The organism is Bradyrhizobium guangzhouense (assembly GCF_004114955.1).
GTDB classification, from domain to species: Bacteria; Pseudomonadota; Alphaproteobacteria; order Rhizobiales; family Xanthobacteraceae; genus Bradyrhizobium; species Bradyrhizobium guangzhouense.
Genome location: NZ_CP030053.1, coordinates 6699454 through 6713320, shown reverse-complemented (window position 1 = coordinate 6713320; position 13867 = coordinate 6699454). Strand labels below are relative to the sequence as shown.

Sequence of the window (13867 nt, the reverse complement as noted above, 5' to 3'; positions counted from 1 at the left end):
CCCGAAAGAGATCAGACTGATGGCAGCCGTTCCCGGCCTCCGCCGTTCAGAGCTCGGTGACGCGCTGCGTGCCTGCCGCACCGCATTCGTCGGCGTCGCCTTCATGAGCTGCATGATCAACCTGCTCTATCTGACCGGGTCGATCTTCATGCTGGAGGTTTACGACCGGGTGCTGCCGAGCCGCAGCATCCCGACCCTGGTCGGCCTGATCGTCCTCGCCGGCGGCCTCTATATGGCGCAGGGCGTGCTCGACATGATCCGCAGCCGCATCCTGGGACGGGTCGGCACCGCGCTCGATGAAGCCCTGAACAAGCGCGTGTTCGACACTATCGTGCGGCTGCCGCTCGTGGTCGGCAACCGCAACGAAGGCCTGCAGCCGCTGCGCGACCTCGACAATGTCCGCTCCTTCCTCGGCAGCATGGGACCGAGCGCGTTCTTCGACCTGCCCTGGCTGCCGCTCTATCTCGGCATCTGCTTCGCCTTCCACGTCTGGATCGGCCTGACCGCCTTGGTCGGCGCCACCATCCTGGTCGGCCTGACGCTCGTCACCGAGTTCCTGTCCCGCCAGCCGGCGAAGGAGGCCATGGGCCTTGCCGCCCAGCGCAACGACCTCGCTCAATCCAGCCGCCGCAACGCCGAAGTGCTGGTGTCGATGGGCATGGCCGGCCGGCTCAACGCGCGCTGGAGCGCGGCCAATGAAAAATACCTCGCCGGCAATCAGCATGCGAGCGACGTCTCCGGCGGCCTCGGCGCGATCGCCAAAGTGCTGCGCATGATGCTGCAATCGGCCGTGCTCGCGGTCGGCGCCACGCTCGTCATCAAGCAGGAGGCGACCGCCGGCATCATCATCGCCGGCTCGATCCTGTCCGCCCGCGCGCTGGCGCCGGTGGATCTCGCGATCGCGCACTGGAAATCCTTCGTCGCCGCGCGCCAGAGCTGGCACCGCCTCAGCCGTCTGCTGGAGCAGATGCCGGCGCAGACGATTCCGACCCAGCTGCAGGCGCCCACCAGCCGCCTCTCGGTCGAAGGCGTTGCCATGGTGGCGCCGGGCGACCAGCGCCTTATCGTCCAGGACGTCAATTTTGCACTCGAAGCCGGCAACGGCCTCGGCGTGATCGGGCCGAGCGGCTCCGGCAAATCCTCGCTGATCCGCGCGCTGGTCGGCGTCTGGCAACCGGTCCGCGGCAAGGTCCGGCTCGATGGCGCGGCGCTCGACCAATGGTCGAGTGACGTGCTCGGCCGCCACATCGGCTATCTGCCGCAGGACGTCGAATTGTTCGGCGGCACCATCGCGCAGAACATCAGCCGGTTCGATCCCGAGGCGAGCTCCGACGGCATCATCGCGGCGGCCAAGGAGGCCGGCGTGCATGAGATGATCATCAAGATGCGCGAGGGCTACAACACCCAAGTCGGCGAGCAGGGCAATTCGCTCTCGGCCGGCCAGGCCCAGCGCGTGGCGCTGGCGCGCGCGCTCTACGGCCATCCGTTCCTGATCGTGCTGGACGAGCCCAATTCCAATCTCGACACCGAAGGCGACGAAGCGCTGACCCGTGCCATTCGCAGCGCGCGCGAGCGCGGCGCGATCGTCATCGTGGTGGCGCACCGTCCCATCGGCGTCGAGGCGGTCGACCAGATCCTGGTGCTGCGCGACGGTCGCATGCAGGCCTTCGGTCCGAAGGAGCAGGTGCTCGCCCAGGTGCTGCAACCCCGCGTCGCGCCGCCGGCGCCGATCAAGGTCGTCAGCGAAGGCGGAGTGGCCAAAGCATGAGCACGATGACGGTTGGCGGGACAAAGCCCGCCGCGACGAAGACCGTGCGGGACTCGATCCGGTTTCACCTGTTGCTCGGGCTCGGAATCGTGGCGTTTCTCGCCGTCGGCCTCGGCGGCTGGGCCTCGACGGTGCTGATCTCGGGCGCGCTGATCGCGCCCGGTCAGATCGTGGTCGAATCCAACGTCAAGAAGGTGCAGCATCCGACCGGCGGCGTCGTCGGCGAGGTGCGCGCCCGCGACGGTGACGTGGTCAAGGCCGGCGATATCGTGGTGCGGCTCGACGACACCGTCACCAGGGCCAATCTCGCCATCGTGACCAAGAATCTCGATGCCGCGCAGGCGCGTGCGGCACGCCTCCAGGCCGAGCAGCGCGGTCTCGACAAGATCCAATTCCCGGCTTCGCTGCTTGATCGCGCCGACGATCCCGACGTCAAGGCGCTGCTCGACAGCGAAAGCAAGCTTTTCGACGTCCGCGTCAACGGCAGGGCCGGCCAGAAGGCCCAGCTTCGCGAGCGCATCCAGCAGCTCAACGAGGAGATCGAAGGCCTCGTCGCGCAGGAGAAAGCCAAAGACAAGGAGATCGCGCTGGTGCAGCAGGAGCTCACGGGCGTGCGCGATCTCTACGACAAGCACCTGGTGCAGATCTCGCGCCTGACCACGCTGGAGCGCGACTCCGCCCGCCTCAACGGCGAGCGCGCGCAGTACATCGCCTCGCGGGCGCAGGCCAAGGGCAAGATCACCGAGACCGAGCTGCAGATCATCCAGGTCGACAAGGACATGGTGAGCGAGGTCTCCAAGGATCTGCGCGAGACCAACGACAAGAGCGGCGAGCTGATCGAGCGCAAGGTTGCGGCCGAAGACCAGCTCCGGCGCGTCGACATCCGCGCCCCGCAGGACGGCATGGTGCTGCAATCGACGGTGCATACCGTCGGCGGCGTCGTCACCGCCGGCGACACCTTGATGCTGATCGTGCCGCAGACCGACGACCTCCAGGTCGAGGCCAAGGTCAATCCGGTCGATATCGACAAGCTGCAGATCGGCCAGAAGACGCTGCTGCGTCTGTCCGCCTTCAACCAGCGCACCACGCCGGAGCTCACTGGCGTCGTCAGCCGCGTCTCGCCCGACGTCACCACCGACCAGCGCACGGGCCAGAGCTACTACACCATCCGCGTCTCGATGTCGGCGGAAGAGGTCGCCAAGCTCGGTGATTCCAAGCTGATCCCCGGCATGCCGGTGGAGGCCTTCGTGCAGACCGGCGACCGCACCATGCTGTCCTACCTATTGAAGCCGCTGCATGACCAGTTCATGCGGGCCTTCCGCGAGAAGTGACGCGCGCCGTAGATCGATCTCGCCGATCTCGTAGGGTGGGTTAGGCGAAGCCGTAACCCACCAATTCTCTATCCGCCGAAGCGGAAGTGGTGGGTTACGCTGCGCTAACCCACCCTACGGCACCTGCTTCTTGCTATAGTTCGACTCAGGTCCAACATCCCGCCGGTCGAACGATGCAAACCCCGTCCGCTATCGCCACGAAGTCCTTCTCCGATGCATCCGCGGCCGTCGCGCGCCTCGAAGAGATCTACGAGCGCAACACAAAATTCCTGCGCGACCGGTTCGAGGCCTATGTCTCGGGCGAGGCGATCACGACGCGGGTGCGGGCCTACTATCCCTTCGTCCGTCTCACCACCGCGACGCATGCGCGACTGGATTCGCGTCTCTCCTACGGCTTCGTCGCGGGACCGGGCGTGCACGAGACCAGCGTGACGCGGCCGGATCTGTTCCGGGCCTATCTCACCGAACAGATTGGTCTCTTGATCCAGAACCACGGCGTGCCCGTCGAGATCGGCGAATCCGCGGAGCCGATCCCGATCCATTTCGCCTATCGCCGCGACATCAACATCGAAGCGGCCATCACCACCAGCGAGAATTCACCGGTCACGCGTTCGCTGCGCGACGCGTTCGACGTTCCTGATCTCGGCACGATGGACGATTCCATCGCCGACGGTACGTTCCAGCTTCAGGCAGGCGCACCCGAGCCGCTCTCGCTGTTCCGCGCCGCCCGCGTCGACTACTCGCTGCGCCGGCTCTACCACTACACCGGCACGGACCCCGAGCATTTCCAGAACTTTGTGATCTTTACCAACTACCAATTCTATGTCGATGCCTTCGCCGAGCTCTGCCAGCAGCGGCTGCAGTCCGGCGAAGCCGGGCTCGACGCGTTCGTTGCACCTGGCAACGTCATCACGCGCGGCGACGGAAGCACGACCGGGGCCGCGCCTGCACGCACGCCGAACATGCCGGCCTTCCATCTGGTCGCGCCCGGTTATCGCGGCATCACATTAATCAACATCGGCACCGGTCCGTCCAATGCGCGCAACGTCACCGATCACGTTGCGGTGCTGCGGCCGCATGCCTGGCTGATGCTCGGACACTGCGCCGGCTTGCGCAACACCCAACGGCTCGGCGACTACGTGCTCGCGCATGGCTATGTGCGGGAGGACCATGTGCTCGATCGCGAGCTGCCGCTGTGGGTGCCGATCCCGGCGCTGGCCGAGACGCAGGTCGCGCTGGAGCAGGCGGTTGAGGACGTCACGGGTCTCGAAGGTTTCGAGCTCAAGCGTCTGATGCGTACCGGGACAGTGGCCAGCGTCGACAACCGCAATTGGGAGATCTCGGGGTCCGAGGTCATTCGCCGCCTGTCGCAATCGCGCGCGGTCGCGCTCGATATGGAATCGGCCGCGATCGCTGCCAACGGTTACCGCTTCCGCGTGCCCTATGGCACGCTGCTCTGCGTCTCCGACAAGCCGCTGCACGGCGAGATCAAGCTTGCCGGCATGGCCAGCGAATTTTATCGCCGCCGCGTCGGCCAGCATCTCGAAATCGGTCTCAAGGCACTGGAACGGCTCAAACAGCAGGAATCGGAGCGGCTGCATTCGCGCAAGCTTCGTAGCTTTGCCGAAGTCGCGTTCCAGTAAGCCGGCCCGGGCTGCCTAACAATGGCAGCACGCCTGTCGTGCCGCGCTCGTGGTGTGCCCGCGTGCCTGTCGCGGGAATATCCTTGCCGAAGCAGGGTTATCATCTCGTCCGGGGCGTGTTTGAGCAGACATCAGGAGACCACAATGGTCAGTCCGATCATCAGGCTTGCCGTTCGCGGCGCGTATCTCGCGGCGCTCGTTGCCGCAGCCGGATCTGCACCTGTTTGGGCCGCAGGCGGCGGAGGTGGAGGCGGCGGTGGTGGTGGTGGCGGAGGCGGTATGGATCCCTTCGCGCATCCCGCTTCCAGCCAGAACACGCCGGCCCCGACCTATCCTGGGCGCAGCCACACCAAAGCGACCCAGAAGGGCAAGAAGGCCAACAACCAGTCGAGTATCGATGATCCGGCTTTTGCCGCCGGATATCGCGTCGCCTACGACACCATCTACGATCGCAACGACTACACGGCTGCGATCGCCCAGTTGAAGTCGCTCGGCCACGACGACAATGCGAATGTCGCGAACCTGATCGGTTACTCCTACCGCAAGCTCGGTGACTACAAACAATCGCAGATCTGGTACGAGCACGCGCTGACGATCGACCCGAACCACGTGCTGACCTGGCAATATTATGGTCTGTGGCAGCTCGAGCAGGGCAATCGCGAGCAAGCGATGTTTCATCTCAGCCGGATCGCGGCCATCTGCGGGACGGATTGCGAGGAGTACAAGTCCCTGGCAGCCGCGTTGAACAAGCCCACTGGAACTGCTCTCGCGTACTGAAGTCGGCCAGGAAGGCCGGCTATGAACCACCAGCGAGGTGACAAGTCACGTAAATTTCAGCATTGTCCCGTTCGGGGGCGCGAACGGGACAATTGCATGCCGCTTTTGAGCGACAGGATCATCGGCCACGACCTCGAACGTCTGGCCTTCCGTTTCACCATGTTGAATGATGATGACGTCGTGGACTGCCAGATCAGCGACGCTGCAATGGATGAGCTCGCGGGCATGCAGGGCACTGAAAGCAGCGCCCGGCAAGCGCAGTTCACCTCGCTACGCGAAACCATCGAACGGATCGCATCAGACCTCTACGACGAGGCGCCGCGGTTCAAAGGCTATGTGGTGCGGATTTTTGTGCGGCATTTGGGGCGGTAGCTATCGCGCCATACTCCGCTGTTGAATCGATAAGCCGCGGCGTACTGGATGCCCCGCCTTCGCGGGGCATGACAGAGAGTATGCGGCGATAGCGTCCCGACTCACGAGAGCCGCAAGAGCAGTTCACCCCTCCAGCTTCTTCAGCAACAACTTCAGCGCCGTCGCCGCGAACACCTGCATGTTGGCGAAGCGATCATGACTGCCCGTCTCCAGCGTCATGACGTCCGTCGCTGGTCCCGCCACCGCCATGCAGCTGTGGCCGGCGGCATCGCCGTAGCGGTTGCCGGTCGGGCCGGCTGCACCGGTCTCGGACAAGCCCCAGTCGGCGCCGAAGCGGCCGCGCATCTGCTCGGCGAGGAGTTTTGCGTAGGGCTCCGAGGACGAGCGAAAGCCCTTCATGCCGTCGTCCGAAATATCCATCAACACGCGTCTGGCGTCGCGGGTGTAGACCACGGCGCCGCCGAGGAAATAGGCCGAGGCTCCGGGCACTGCGAGCAGGCTTGCAGCGATCAGGCCTCCGGCCGAGGATTCCGCAACCGCAATGGTCTGTTGGCGCGCGATCAGTTTCGCAGCGACCTGTTCCGCAATGCCGACGAGCTCTTTCATCCCCGCACCCCTTGTTCCCTTGGCAACCGAGCTCAGCCTTCCTAGCATATGACAGCTGTTTTGGCCGAGTTGCAGGCGAGGGTCAGGCCTGCTTGAATGGCTGACAAAGCGGGGCGGCCAAGCGCTGCCCAAGACAAGACGAGACGAGACGAGACAAGACAAGACAAGACGAGAAAACGTGAGAAGGGAGACGTCATGGCGTCCCTGATCGCCGGCGCGGTGGATTGCGATGTGCATCCGGCCGTGCCGCATCTGACCAGCCTGCTGCCCTACCTGAACGATTATTGGCGCGACCAGGTGACGACGCGCGGGATGGTCGACCTCGTCTCGCAATCCTATCCGAAGAACTCGCCGATCGTGGCGCGGCCCGATTGGCGTCCCGAGACTGGCAAGCCGGGCGGAAGCCTGGAGGACATGCAGCGCCACGTGCTCGATCCCTTCCAACTCAAGCACGCCATCTGCAATCCGCTTTACGGCGTGCAGATGGTGTTCTCCGAAGACATGCAGGCCGCCTTCTGCCGCGCGCTGAACGAATGGCTCGCCAGGGAATGGCTCGATCGCGACTCCCGGCTGCGGGGCTCGATCGTGATCCCGACGCAAAGCGTCGAGAAATCGGTCGCCGAGATCGAGCGCTGTGCTGAGGACAAGCGCTTCGTACAGGTGCTGATGCTTGTCATGGGCGACATCCCGCTCGGCAAGCGCGCGCTGTGGCCGATCTACGAGGCTGCGGAGCGGCTCGACCTGCCGGTCGGCATCCACGCCGGTTCCGCCTATCACAATCCGCCGACCGCCGTCGGCTGGGGTTCCTATCACATCGAGGACTATGTCGGTCAGGCCCAGGCGTTCCAGACCCAGCTCACCAGCCTGATCGTCGAGGGCGTGTTCGCAAAATATCCGCGGCTGAAGATGGTGATGCTGGAGTCCGGCGTCTCCTGGATCTCGCCCTATCTCTGGCGCCTGCACAAGTTCTGGCGCGGAGTGCGGATGGAGACGCCTTGGGTGGATCGCGCGCCGCTGGACATTGTGCGCAGCAACATCCGCTTCTCATTACAGCCATTTGATGCGCCGCCGGACCAGGCGACATTAATTCGCCTGTTTGATCATATGCAGTCCGACGAATTGGTCCTATTCTCCACGGACTATCCGCACTGGCAGTTCGACGGCCAGGACGCGCTGCCCGAGGGTCTCACCCCCGATCTCGTGCGCAAGATCATGATCGACAATCCGCTCGCTACCTATCCCCGCCTGAAATGAGCCCGCTGCCAAAGGAGGCAAGGCGATGAATATCCAGTTCCGCGAGAGCCTAGAAGCCGCTTCCCCTCCGACGACAAAGACCGCGATCGCGGACTGCGACATCCATCCGGCACGCGCGACCCGGACCGAGCTTTATCCTTACCTCGCCAAACGCTGGCAGCATCATCTCGAGATCTACGGCGTCCATGCCTATCAGGGCATGATGGAAGGCCCTCCCTACCCGAAGGCCCAGCCAAACGCCTCGCGCCGCGATGCCTATCCGCCCGAAGGCGGCCCGCAGGGCTCCTCACTCTCCTTCATGCAGAAGCAACTGCTCGATCCCAACAACGTGCAGTTAGGTGTGCTCAATCCGCTCAACACCGGGCAGGGCATCCGCAATCACGAGCTTTCGGCGGCTCTGTGCTCGGCGATCAACGACTGGCAGATCGACAAATGGACCAGCAAGGACAAGCGGCTGAAGGCGTCCATTGTCGTCGGCAATGAGGACGGGCTGTCGGCCGCTGCGGAGATTCGCGAGCGAGCCGGCGACAAGAACTTCGTTCAGGTGCTGCTGCTCAGCCGCAATGTCGAGCCGCTCGGCCAGCGCCGCTACTGGCCGATTTATCAGGCCGCGGAAGAGGCGGGGCTTCCGGTCGGCGTCCACGCCTTCGGCTTCGGCGGCAATCCGATCACGCCATCGGGCTGGCCGTCCTACTACATCGAGGAGATGGTCGGCCATTCGCAGTGCCAGCAATCGGCGCTGGCGAGCCTCGTGCTGGAGGGCGTGTTCGAGCGTTTCCCGAAACTGAAGATGGTGATGATCGAGGCCGGCTTCGGCTGGGCGCCGTCACTGGCGTGGCGGCTCGACAAGGTCTGGCAGCGGCTCAGGAGCGAAGTGCCGCATGTGAAGCGGCCGCCGTCGGAATATATCCGCGAGCAGGTGTGGTGGACCACACAGCCGATGGAGGATCCTGAAAACCGCGAGGATCTGTTCGACGTCATCAAGTGGATCGGCTGGGACCGTCTGTTGTTCGCGACCGACTATCCGCATTGGGATTATGACGAGCCGTCGCGCGTGCTGCCGGCAGGTGTCAGCGAAGCCAATCGCGAGGCGTTCTATCTCGGCAATGCCAAGAAGCTGTACGGGATTGCTTGATGGCGCGGCATGTGGTTGCCGCGGTCGACGAATTGCCGCCCGGCACGCGAAAATTTCTGGAGATCGACGGACGGCCGATCGCGGTCTTCAACATCAAGGGCGAGTATTTCGGCCTGATGAACCGCTGCCCGCATCAGGGTGCGGCCTTGTGCGAGGGCCCGCTGATCGGTCTCGCGCAGTCAAAGGATCCCGGCGAGATCGAATACACCAAATTGGGTGAGATCATCCGCTGTCCCTGGCATGGTTGGGAGTTCGACATCCGCACCGGCCAGTCCTATTGCGACCCTCGCCGTTTCCGCGTGAAGGCCTATCCCGCCCATGTCGAGCCGGGCGCGAGTGTGGTGAAGGGTCCGTATGTCGCGGAGACGATACCCGTGAAGGTCGAAAGCGACTACGTGGTGGTGGAGCTGTAGGTCCCGCCGTCGTTCCGGGGCGATGCAAAGCATCGAGCCCGGACTCCATCGCGCGTCAGGAATGCTTGGAGAAATGGATTCCGGGTTCGCGACTTCGTCGCGCCCCGGAATGACACCATCCTAATGCCCTGTCGCCGGCTCGACGGCCGTATCATAGACCGGCACGCTCTGCCTGCCGCCGCGATAGACGATCAGCGCGGCGATGATGCCGAGCGCGGCACCGAACATGAGCCAGTACGCCGGCGAGGCCTTGTCGCCGTTGGTCATGCTGATCAGCTTGGTCGCGACGGCGGGGGTCGACGTGCCGAAGATGCCGGCAGCCAGCGCGAAGGCGATCGAGAAGCAGGTGGTCCGGACATGGGCCGGCACGATCTCGACCAGACATCCCAGCATCGTGCCGCTGTAAACGCCGAAGTAGAACGAGAACATCATCTGGACGGCCAGCAGTTTCCCCAGCGTGGGAGCTGCCGCGAGCCAGGACAGCGCGGGGTAGGCGGTCAGGAATGACAGGACCGCGATGGTCACCAGCACGGGCTTGCGGCCGATCCGGTCGGACAGTGCGCCCCCGACCGGATTCCAGATGAAGTTGGTCACCGCAACGAGCAGGGTCACGAGCAATGTTCCGGTCGGCGAGAGGTTGAGCTGCTTGCCGAAGCCGGGCGCATACACCGTGATGAAGTAGAAGGTCGTCGTGGTCAGCACCGCGATCATCATGCCGAGGATGACGATGCGCCAGTTCGCGATCGCCGACGCGAACACCTCGCGTGCGGTCGGATGCTTCTTCATGGCCAGGAACGCCGGCGTTTCCTCGAGCGAACGCCGCAGGAAGAAAATCACGGGGATGATGATGCAGCCGACGAAGAACGGGATGCGCCACTTCGCGACGCCCCCGAAGACATCCAGGAAGGTGTCACCGGGCATGGCTTCCCGCAGGATAAAGCCGAGGATCGCCGCGACGAAGATCGCGACCTGCTGACTGGAGGACTGGAAGGAGGTGTAGAAGCCGCGATTGCCCGGTGTTGCGATCTCGGACAGATAAACGGAGACACCGCCCAGCTCCACGCCAGCGGAAAAACCCTGAATCAACCGGCCAATCAGCACAATGGCCGGGGCGGCAACGCCGATCGCTGCATAAGACGGGCAGAAGGCGATCACCACGGTTCCTAGCGCCATGAGCGCGAGCGTGACGATCAGGCCCTGGCGGCGGCCGATACGGTCGATATAGGAGCCGAGGACGATGGCGCCGACGGGGCGCATCAGCGCGCCAAGCCAGAACACGCCGTAAGCGTTGAGCAGGGCCGCAGTGTCGTCCGCGGCGGGGAAGAACGCCTTTGCGATATCCTGCGCATAGAAGCCGAACAGGAAGAAGTCGAACTGCTCGAGGAAATTACCTGATGTTGCGCGCAGGATCGCGCCGAGGCGCGACCTGAGCTCTACCGGATTTGATGATGCTGCTGGTCCAGCCATGACGTTGCTCCCCTGGAAGACGTGGCCGGACCGGAACTCATTTTCACGGCAAGGCGACAGATTGTTGCTGCGACAATCTGACTAACCCCTCTCGCGCGAGGCTTTGCGAGTCAACCCATTTTGCTCCGGAAGCTGATGATTTTTCAGGCTTTATTATGCGTTGCCGCAATCATCCATTGGCGGAAGGCGGCAAGCTTCGGCGCCTCGCGACGGCCCTCCGGGGAGACGAGATAGAAACCGGCGTCGGCCGGCAGCGCGATCTTGAAGGGAACCACGAGCCGGCCCTTGGCGATGTCGTCCTTGACGTAGGAGGTTCGTCCCATCGCCACGCCCATGCCGTCGATCGCAGCCTGCACCGTCACGAAGGTCATGTCGAAGGTGATGCCGGGCTGCCGCGAGATGCCGGTCGACAGGCCTGCCGCCGTCAGCCAGAGACGCCAGTCATCACCGTTGTTGGTGTGCAGCAGTACATGATCCTTCAGGTCCTCCGGCGTGCGCAGCGGTTTGTCGTTGCGAAGGAGAGAAGGGCTGCACACCGGAAACAGCTCGTCAGCCATGAGCCAGTCGGCGCGCACGCCGGGCCACTGGCCTCTGCCGTAGCGGATCGCGGCATCGACATTGTCGCGCTGGAAGTCGACGAGGCTGGTGGAGGTGGTGATGCGGACGTCGATGCCGGGATGGGTCTCCTGGAAATCGGTCAGGCGCGGCAGCAGCCATTTCGCGGCGAGCGAAGCGATCGTTGAGACCGTCAGCACCTTGTCGTCGTCCTTGCGCAGCAGCCTGTCGGTGGCCAGGCGAAGGTCGTTGAAGGCGGCGCGAACGCCCGGGAGATAGTCGCGCGCCTCCGGCGTCAAGGCCAGCGCGCGGTTCTGCCGGATGAACAGACGGACGCCGAGCTCCTCCTCGAGCCTGCGGATCTGATGGCTGATCGCGGTCTGGGTCACGTTCAGCTCGCCGGCGGCCAGCGTGAAGCTGAGATGGCGCGCGGCAGCCTCGAACGCCCGCAATCCGTTCAGGGACGGCAATCTGGCAGTCATTTGGCAACAGGATGCATGAGTTTATTTCATGCGAAGAGGTACAAATTGTCGTTTGTCGCAGCGCACTCGAAGGCAGATATTAGCCGTCAAGTTAGCTCAAGGAGCTGAAAATGTCTACGTTGACCCAGAATTCGATGACAAATCATCATGCACCTGGCCTGATCCAGCAGGTTAGCGAGACCCTCCATGTCTGGCACGAGCGCTACCGCACCCGGCGCGAGCTGACCAACTGGACCGCCCGCGATCTCCACGACGTCGGCCTGTCCTGGACCGACATTGCCTATGAGGCCGACAAACCCTTCTGGCGGGCCTGATAGGCCGTCAGGCCGGCGCCGCCTGTTCACAGGGGCGCCGGCGGTCCCTCTTTCGAGGTCTCGTGTCATGAGCACCTATCGCCTGGAAGATCTGAAGCAATACTCGGATACGCTGCACACCCGGCAGGGCGAGCCGCTCAACGTGCGCTTCGTCGAGCCTGGTGACACCGACGAGCTTCAGCACTATTTCCGTTCGCTGACGACACGCTCCCGCTACAACCGCTTCTTCGGCGCGCTGAGTGAACTGCCGAACGGGCTGTTGAACGAGTTTCTCGACGTCGGAACGCGCGAGCGTTTTACCGTGGTCGTAACCAAGATGGTCGATGGCTTCGAGACGATCGTTGCCGAGGCGCGCTACGCCTTCCACGCCGAGACATCGACGCTCGAGTTTGGCCTTTCGGTCGACGATCGTTGGCAAGGCAACGGCATCGCCACCGCGCTGATGAAGAACCTCGAATGCCGCGCTGCGGCGCTCGGCGCCGAGCACATCTTCGGCGACACGCTGCGCTCGAACCAGACCATGATCTCGCTTGCGCGCAAATCCGGTTTTGCCTTCGTCAATCATCCCGACGACTGGAAGCTGGTGCGCTTCGACAAGGAGATCGATATCGCGCCAATTGACATTCCTTGCGCGAGCTGGCGTCTCGCCGCGCTTTCCCGTCAGGTCGAACGCCCCTCAGCCTCGGCCTGACACCACTCCAAGCCCGGCCTGGCCAAGCCAGCGCCGGGCATTTTTTTGTTTTTGCGGTCCTCACCTATCGTCATTCCGGGGCGCGCGTAGCGCGAATCTATGGTGCGCAATTGCGCACCTGAGAATCCATTTCGCCGCGCGTTTTGCAGCCCAATGGATTCCGGGCTCGATGCTGCGCATCGCCCCGGAATGGCGGTCCTTGTTACGGTCCTACTTCCCCGTAAACACCGCCTTCCGCTTCTCGATGAACGCCTGCACCGCCTCCTTGTGATCGGCGGTCGTGGTCAGGCGCACCAGCCGTTCGGCCTCGTGATCCCTGGCGGTCTCGAAATCGAACAGCAGAGCCTCGTCGAGATTGTCCTTCATGTAGCGCAGCGCCAGGCGCGGGCCTTCGGCGAGCGACTTTGCCAATGCGAACGCTTCGGTCTGCAATTTATCGTCGGGCACGACGCGGTTGACGAGACCGATGGCTTCGGCACGCGCGGCGTCGACGCGGTCGCCGGTGAACAGCAGCTCGCGCGCCCGCGCGGTGCCGACCAGCCGCGTCAGCAGCCATGCGATGCCGTAATCGCCCGACAGAGCGATGCGCGCATAGCCGGTGGCGACGAAGGCCGATTGCGCGGCGATGCGGATGTCGCAGGCCATGGCGATGGCGAGCCCGGCGCCGACTGCGGGGCCGGGCAGGGCGGCGATGGTCGGCTTGCGCACCGAGACCAACGCGCCGGTGAGCAGCCGCTGCCGCTCCTGGAGATCGGCGATGCGCTCTTCCTGCGACATCTCCAGTTTCCTGGGATCGCGATGCGCACCCATGCCCTTGACGTTGCCGCCGGCGCAGAACGCCTCGCCCGCGCCGGTGATGAGCAGCGCGCCGACGTCAGGGCTCTCGCCCCATCTGCGGATCATCGTGCGCAACGCCGGCGTCAGCGCATCCGACAGCGAATTGCGGGCGTCGGGCCGGTTCAGCGTGATGATGGCGACGCGGTCACGGATGACGCAGAGGAGCTCATTGGTGCCGGTGTCGACGGTGGTTTCGGTGGTCATTCCGCTTTCTCCTCTCGT

Annotated in this window: 14 protein-coding genes; 10 read left to right on the top strand and 4 right to left on the bottom strand. The window is 64.0% G+C overall.

Annotated features, from left to right (window positions below; all coding sequences use genetic code 11):
* Window positions 1-19: 19 nt before the first annotated feature.
* The 5 genes from XH91_RS32015 (at window position 20) to XH91_RS31995 (ending at window position 5891) form a co-directional block, all read left to right on the top strand.
* The gene (locus tag XH91_RS32015; RefSeq protein WP_128954300.1) at window positions 20-1768 is read left to right on the top strand and encodes a type I secretion system permease/ATPase; all 1749 of its coding nucleotides are present in this window, start codon (window positions 20-22) and stop codon (window positions 1766-1768) included.
* A complete protein-coding gene (locus XH91_RS32010) occupies window positions 1765-3099 on the top strand; it encodes an HlyD family type I secretion periplasmic adaptor subunit (protein WP_128954299.1) in 1335 nt (444 codons plus the stop codon). The genes XH91_RS32015 and XH91_RS32010 overlap by 4 nt, the downstream gene beginning before the upstream one ends.
* A 173-nt stretch (window positions 3100-3272) precedes the next feature.
* A complete protein-coding gene (locus tag XH91_RS32005; RefSeq protein WP_128954298.1) occupies window positions 3273-4742 on the top strand; it encodes an AMP nucleosidase in 1470 nt (489 codons plus the stop codon).
* Window positions 4743-4886: 144 nt separating this feature from the next.
* The gene (locus XH91_RS32000; protein ID WP_128954297.1) at window positions 4887-5519 is read left to right on the top strand and encodes a tetratricopeptide repeat protein; all 633 of its coding nucleotides are present in this window, start codon (window positions 4887-4889) and stop codon (window positions 5517-5519) included.
* A gap of 96 nt (window positions 5520-5615) precedes the next feature.
* Window positions 5616-5891, top strand: coding sequence for a DUF1488 family protein (locus tag XH91_RS31995; protein ID WP_164938312.1), 276 nt, complete (start codon window positions 5616-5618; stop codon window positions 5889-5891).
* A 123-nt stretch (window positions 5892-6014) separates the two neighbouring features.
* Here XH91_RS31995 and XH91_RS31990 read toward each other — a convergent pair whose 3' ends face one another.
* A complete protein-coding gene (locus XH91_RS31990; RefSeq protein WP_128954295.1) occupies window positions 6015-6497 on the bottom strand; it encodes a CinA family protein in 483 nt (160 codons plus the stop codon).
* A 195-nt stretch (window positions 6498-6692) separates the two neighbouring features.
* Between XH91_RS31990 and XH91_RS31985 the strand changes: the two genes are divergently transcribed.
* The 3 genes from XH91_RS31985 to XH91_RS31975 are packed head-to-tail and all read left to right on the top strand — an operon-like array spanning window position 6693 to window position 9299.
* Window positions 6693-7751, top strand: coding sequence for an amidohydrolase family protein (locus XH91_RS31985; protein WP_128954294.1), 1059 nt, complete (start codon window positions 6693-6695; stop codon window positions 7749-7751).
* Window positions 7752-7776: 25 nt separating this feature from the next.
* Window positions 7777-8886 (top strand): amidohydrolase family protein, encoded by a 1110-nt coding sequence (locus XH91_RS31980; protein ID WP_128954293.1) that lies wholly within the window; start codon window positions 7777-7779, stop codon window positions 8884-8886.
* Complete coding sequence (locus XH91_RS31975) at window positions 8886-9299, top strand: Rieske (2Fe-2S) protein (protein WP_057746215.1); 414 nt, start codon at window positions 8886-8888, stop codon at window positions 9297-9299. Before XH91_RS31980 ends, XH91_RS31975 begins: the two co-directional genes overlap by 1 nt.
* Before the next feature lie 120 nt (window positions 9300-9419).
* Here XH91_RS31975 and tcuC read toward each other — a convergent pair whose 3' ends face one another.
* Window positions 9420-10766, bottom strand: a complete 1347-nt coding sequence (gene tcuC, locus XH91_RS31970; RefSeq protein ID WP_128954292.1) for an MFS transporter — start codon at window positions 10764-10766, stop codon at window positions 9420-9422.
* A 143-nt stretch (window positions 10767-10909) separates the two neighbouring features.
* Entirely contained in the window at window positions 10910-11803 is an 894-nt protein-coding gene (locus XH91_RS31965) for a transcriptional regulator GcvA (protein ID WP_128954291.1), read from the bottom strand.
* Between the two features lie 110 nt (window positions 11804-11913).
* Here XH91_RS31965 and XH91_RS31960 point away from each other — a divergent pair, with 110 nt between their 5' ends.
* Window positions 11914-12117, top strand: coding sequence for a DUF1127 domain-containing protein (locus XH91_RS31960; protein ID WP_128954290.1), 204 nt, complete (start codon window positions 11914-11916; stop codon window positions 12115-12117).
* Between the two features lie 67 nt (window positions 12118-12184).
* The gene (locus XH91_RS31955; protein ID WP_128954289.1) at window positions 12185-12808 is read left to right on the top strand and encodes a GNAT family N-acetyltransferase; all 624 of its coding nucleotides are present in this window, start codon (window positions 12185-12187) and stop codon (window positions 12806-12808) included.
* A gap of 210 nt (window positions 12809-13018) precedes the next feature.
* Here the strand turns inward: XH91_RS31955 and XH91_RS31950 are convergent, their stop codons facing one another.
* Window positions 13019-13849 carry an enoyl-CoA hydratase gene (locus XH91_RS31950; protein WP_128954288.1) on the bottom strand — a complete coding sequence of 277 codons (831 nt, stop codon included), beginning with the start codon at window positions 13847-13849 and terminating at the stop codon, window positions 13019-13021.
* Window positions 13850-13867: the final 18 nt, after the last annotated feature.

What these genes read in the sequence shown, in the direction of transcription:
- tcuC (WP_128954292.1), bottom strand. Translation starts at nt 10,766, where the DNA reads ATGGCTGGACCAGCAGCATCATCAAATCCGGTAGAGCTCAGGTCGCGC.
- XH91_RS31975 (WP_057746215.1), top strand. Translation starts at nt 8,886, where the DNA reads ATGGCGCGGCATGTGGTTGCCGCGGTCGACGAATTGCCGCCCGGCACG.
- XH91_RS31965 (WP_128954291.1), bottom strand. Translation starts at nt 11,803, where the DNA reads ATGACTGCCAGATTGCCGTCCCTGAACGGATTGCGGGCGTTCGAGGCT.
- XH91_RS32010 (WP_128954299.1), top strand. Translation starts at nt 1,765, where the DNA reads ATGAGCACGATGACGGTTGGCGGGACAAAGCCCGCCGCGACGAAGACC.
- XH91_RS31955 (WP_128954289.1), top strand. Translation starts at nt 12,185, where the DNA reads ATGAGCACCTATCGCCTGGAAGATCTGAAGCAATACTCGGATACGCTG.
- XH91_RS32015 (WP_128954300.1), top strand. Translation starts at nt 20, where the DNA reads ATGGCAGCCGTTCCCGGCCTCCGCCGTTCAGAGCTCGGTGACGCGCTG.
- XH91_RS31980 (WP_128954293.1), top strand. Translation starts at nt 7,777, where the DNA reads ATGAATATCCAGTTCCGCGAGAGCCTAGAAGCCGCTTCCCCTCCGACG.
- XH91_RS31960 (WP_128954290.1), top strand. Translation starts at nt 11,914, where the DNA reads ATGTCTACGTTGACCCAGAATTCGATGACAAATCATCATGCACCTGGC.
- XH91_RS31990 (WP_128954295.1), bottom strand. Translation starts at nt 6,497, where the DNA reads ATGAAAGAGCTCGTCGGCATTGCGGAACAGGTCGCTGCGAAACTGATC.
- XH91_RS32005 (WP_128954298.1), top strand. Translation starts at nt 3,273, where the DNA reads ATGCAAACCCCGTCCGCTATCGCCACGAAGTCCTTCTCCGATGCATCC.
- XH91_RS31950 (WP_128954288.1), bottom strand. Translation starts at nt 13,849, where the DNA reads ATGACCACCGAAACCACCGTCGACACCGGCACCAATGAGCTCCTCTGC.
- XH91_RS32000 (WP_128954297.1), top strand. Translation starts at nt 4,887, where the DNA reads ATGGTCAGTCCGATCATCAGGCTTGCCGTTCGCGGCGCGTATCTCGCG.
- XH91_RS31985 (WP_128954294.1), top strand. Translation starts at nt 6,693, where the DNA reads ATGGCGTCCCTGATCGCCGGCGCGGTGGATTGCGATGTGCATCCGGCC.
- XH91_RS31995 (WP_164938312.1), top strand. Translation starts at nt 5,616, where the DNA reads ATGCCGCTTTTGAGCGACAGGATCATCGGCCACGACCTCGAACGTCTG.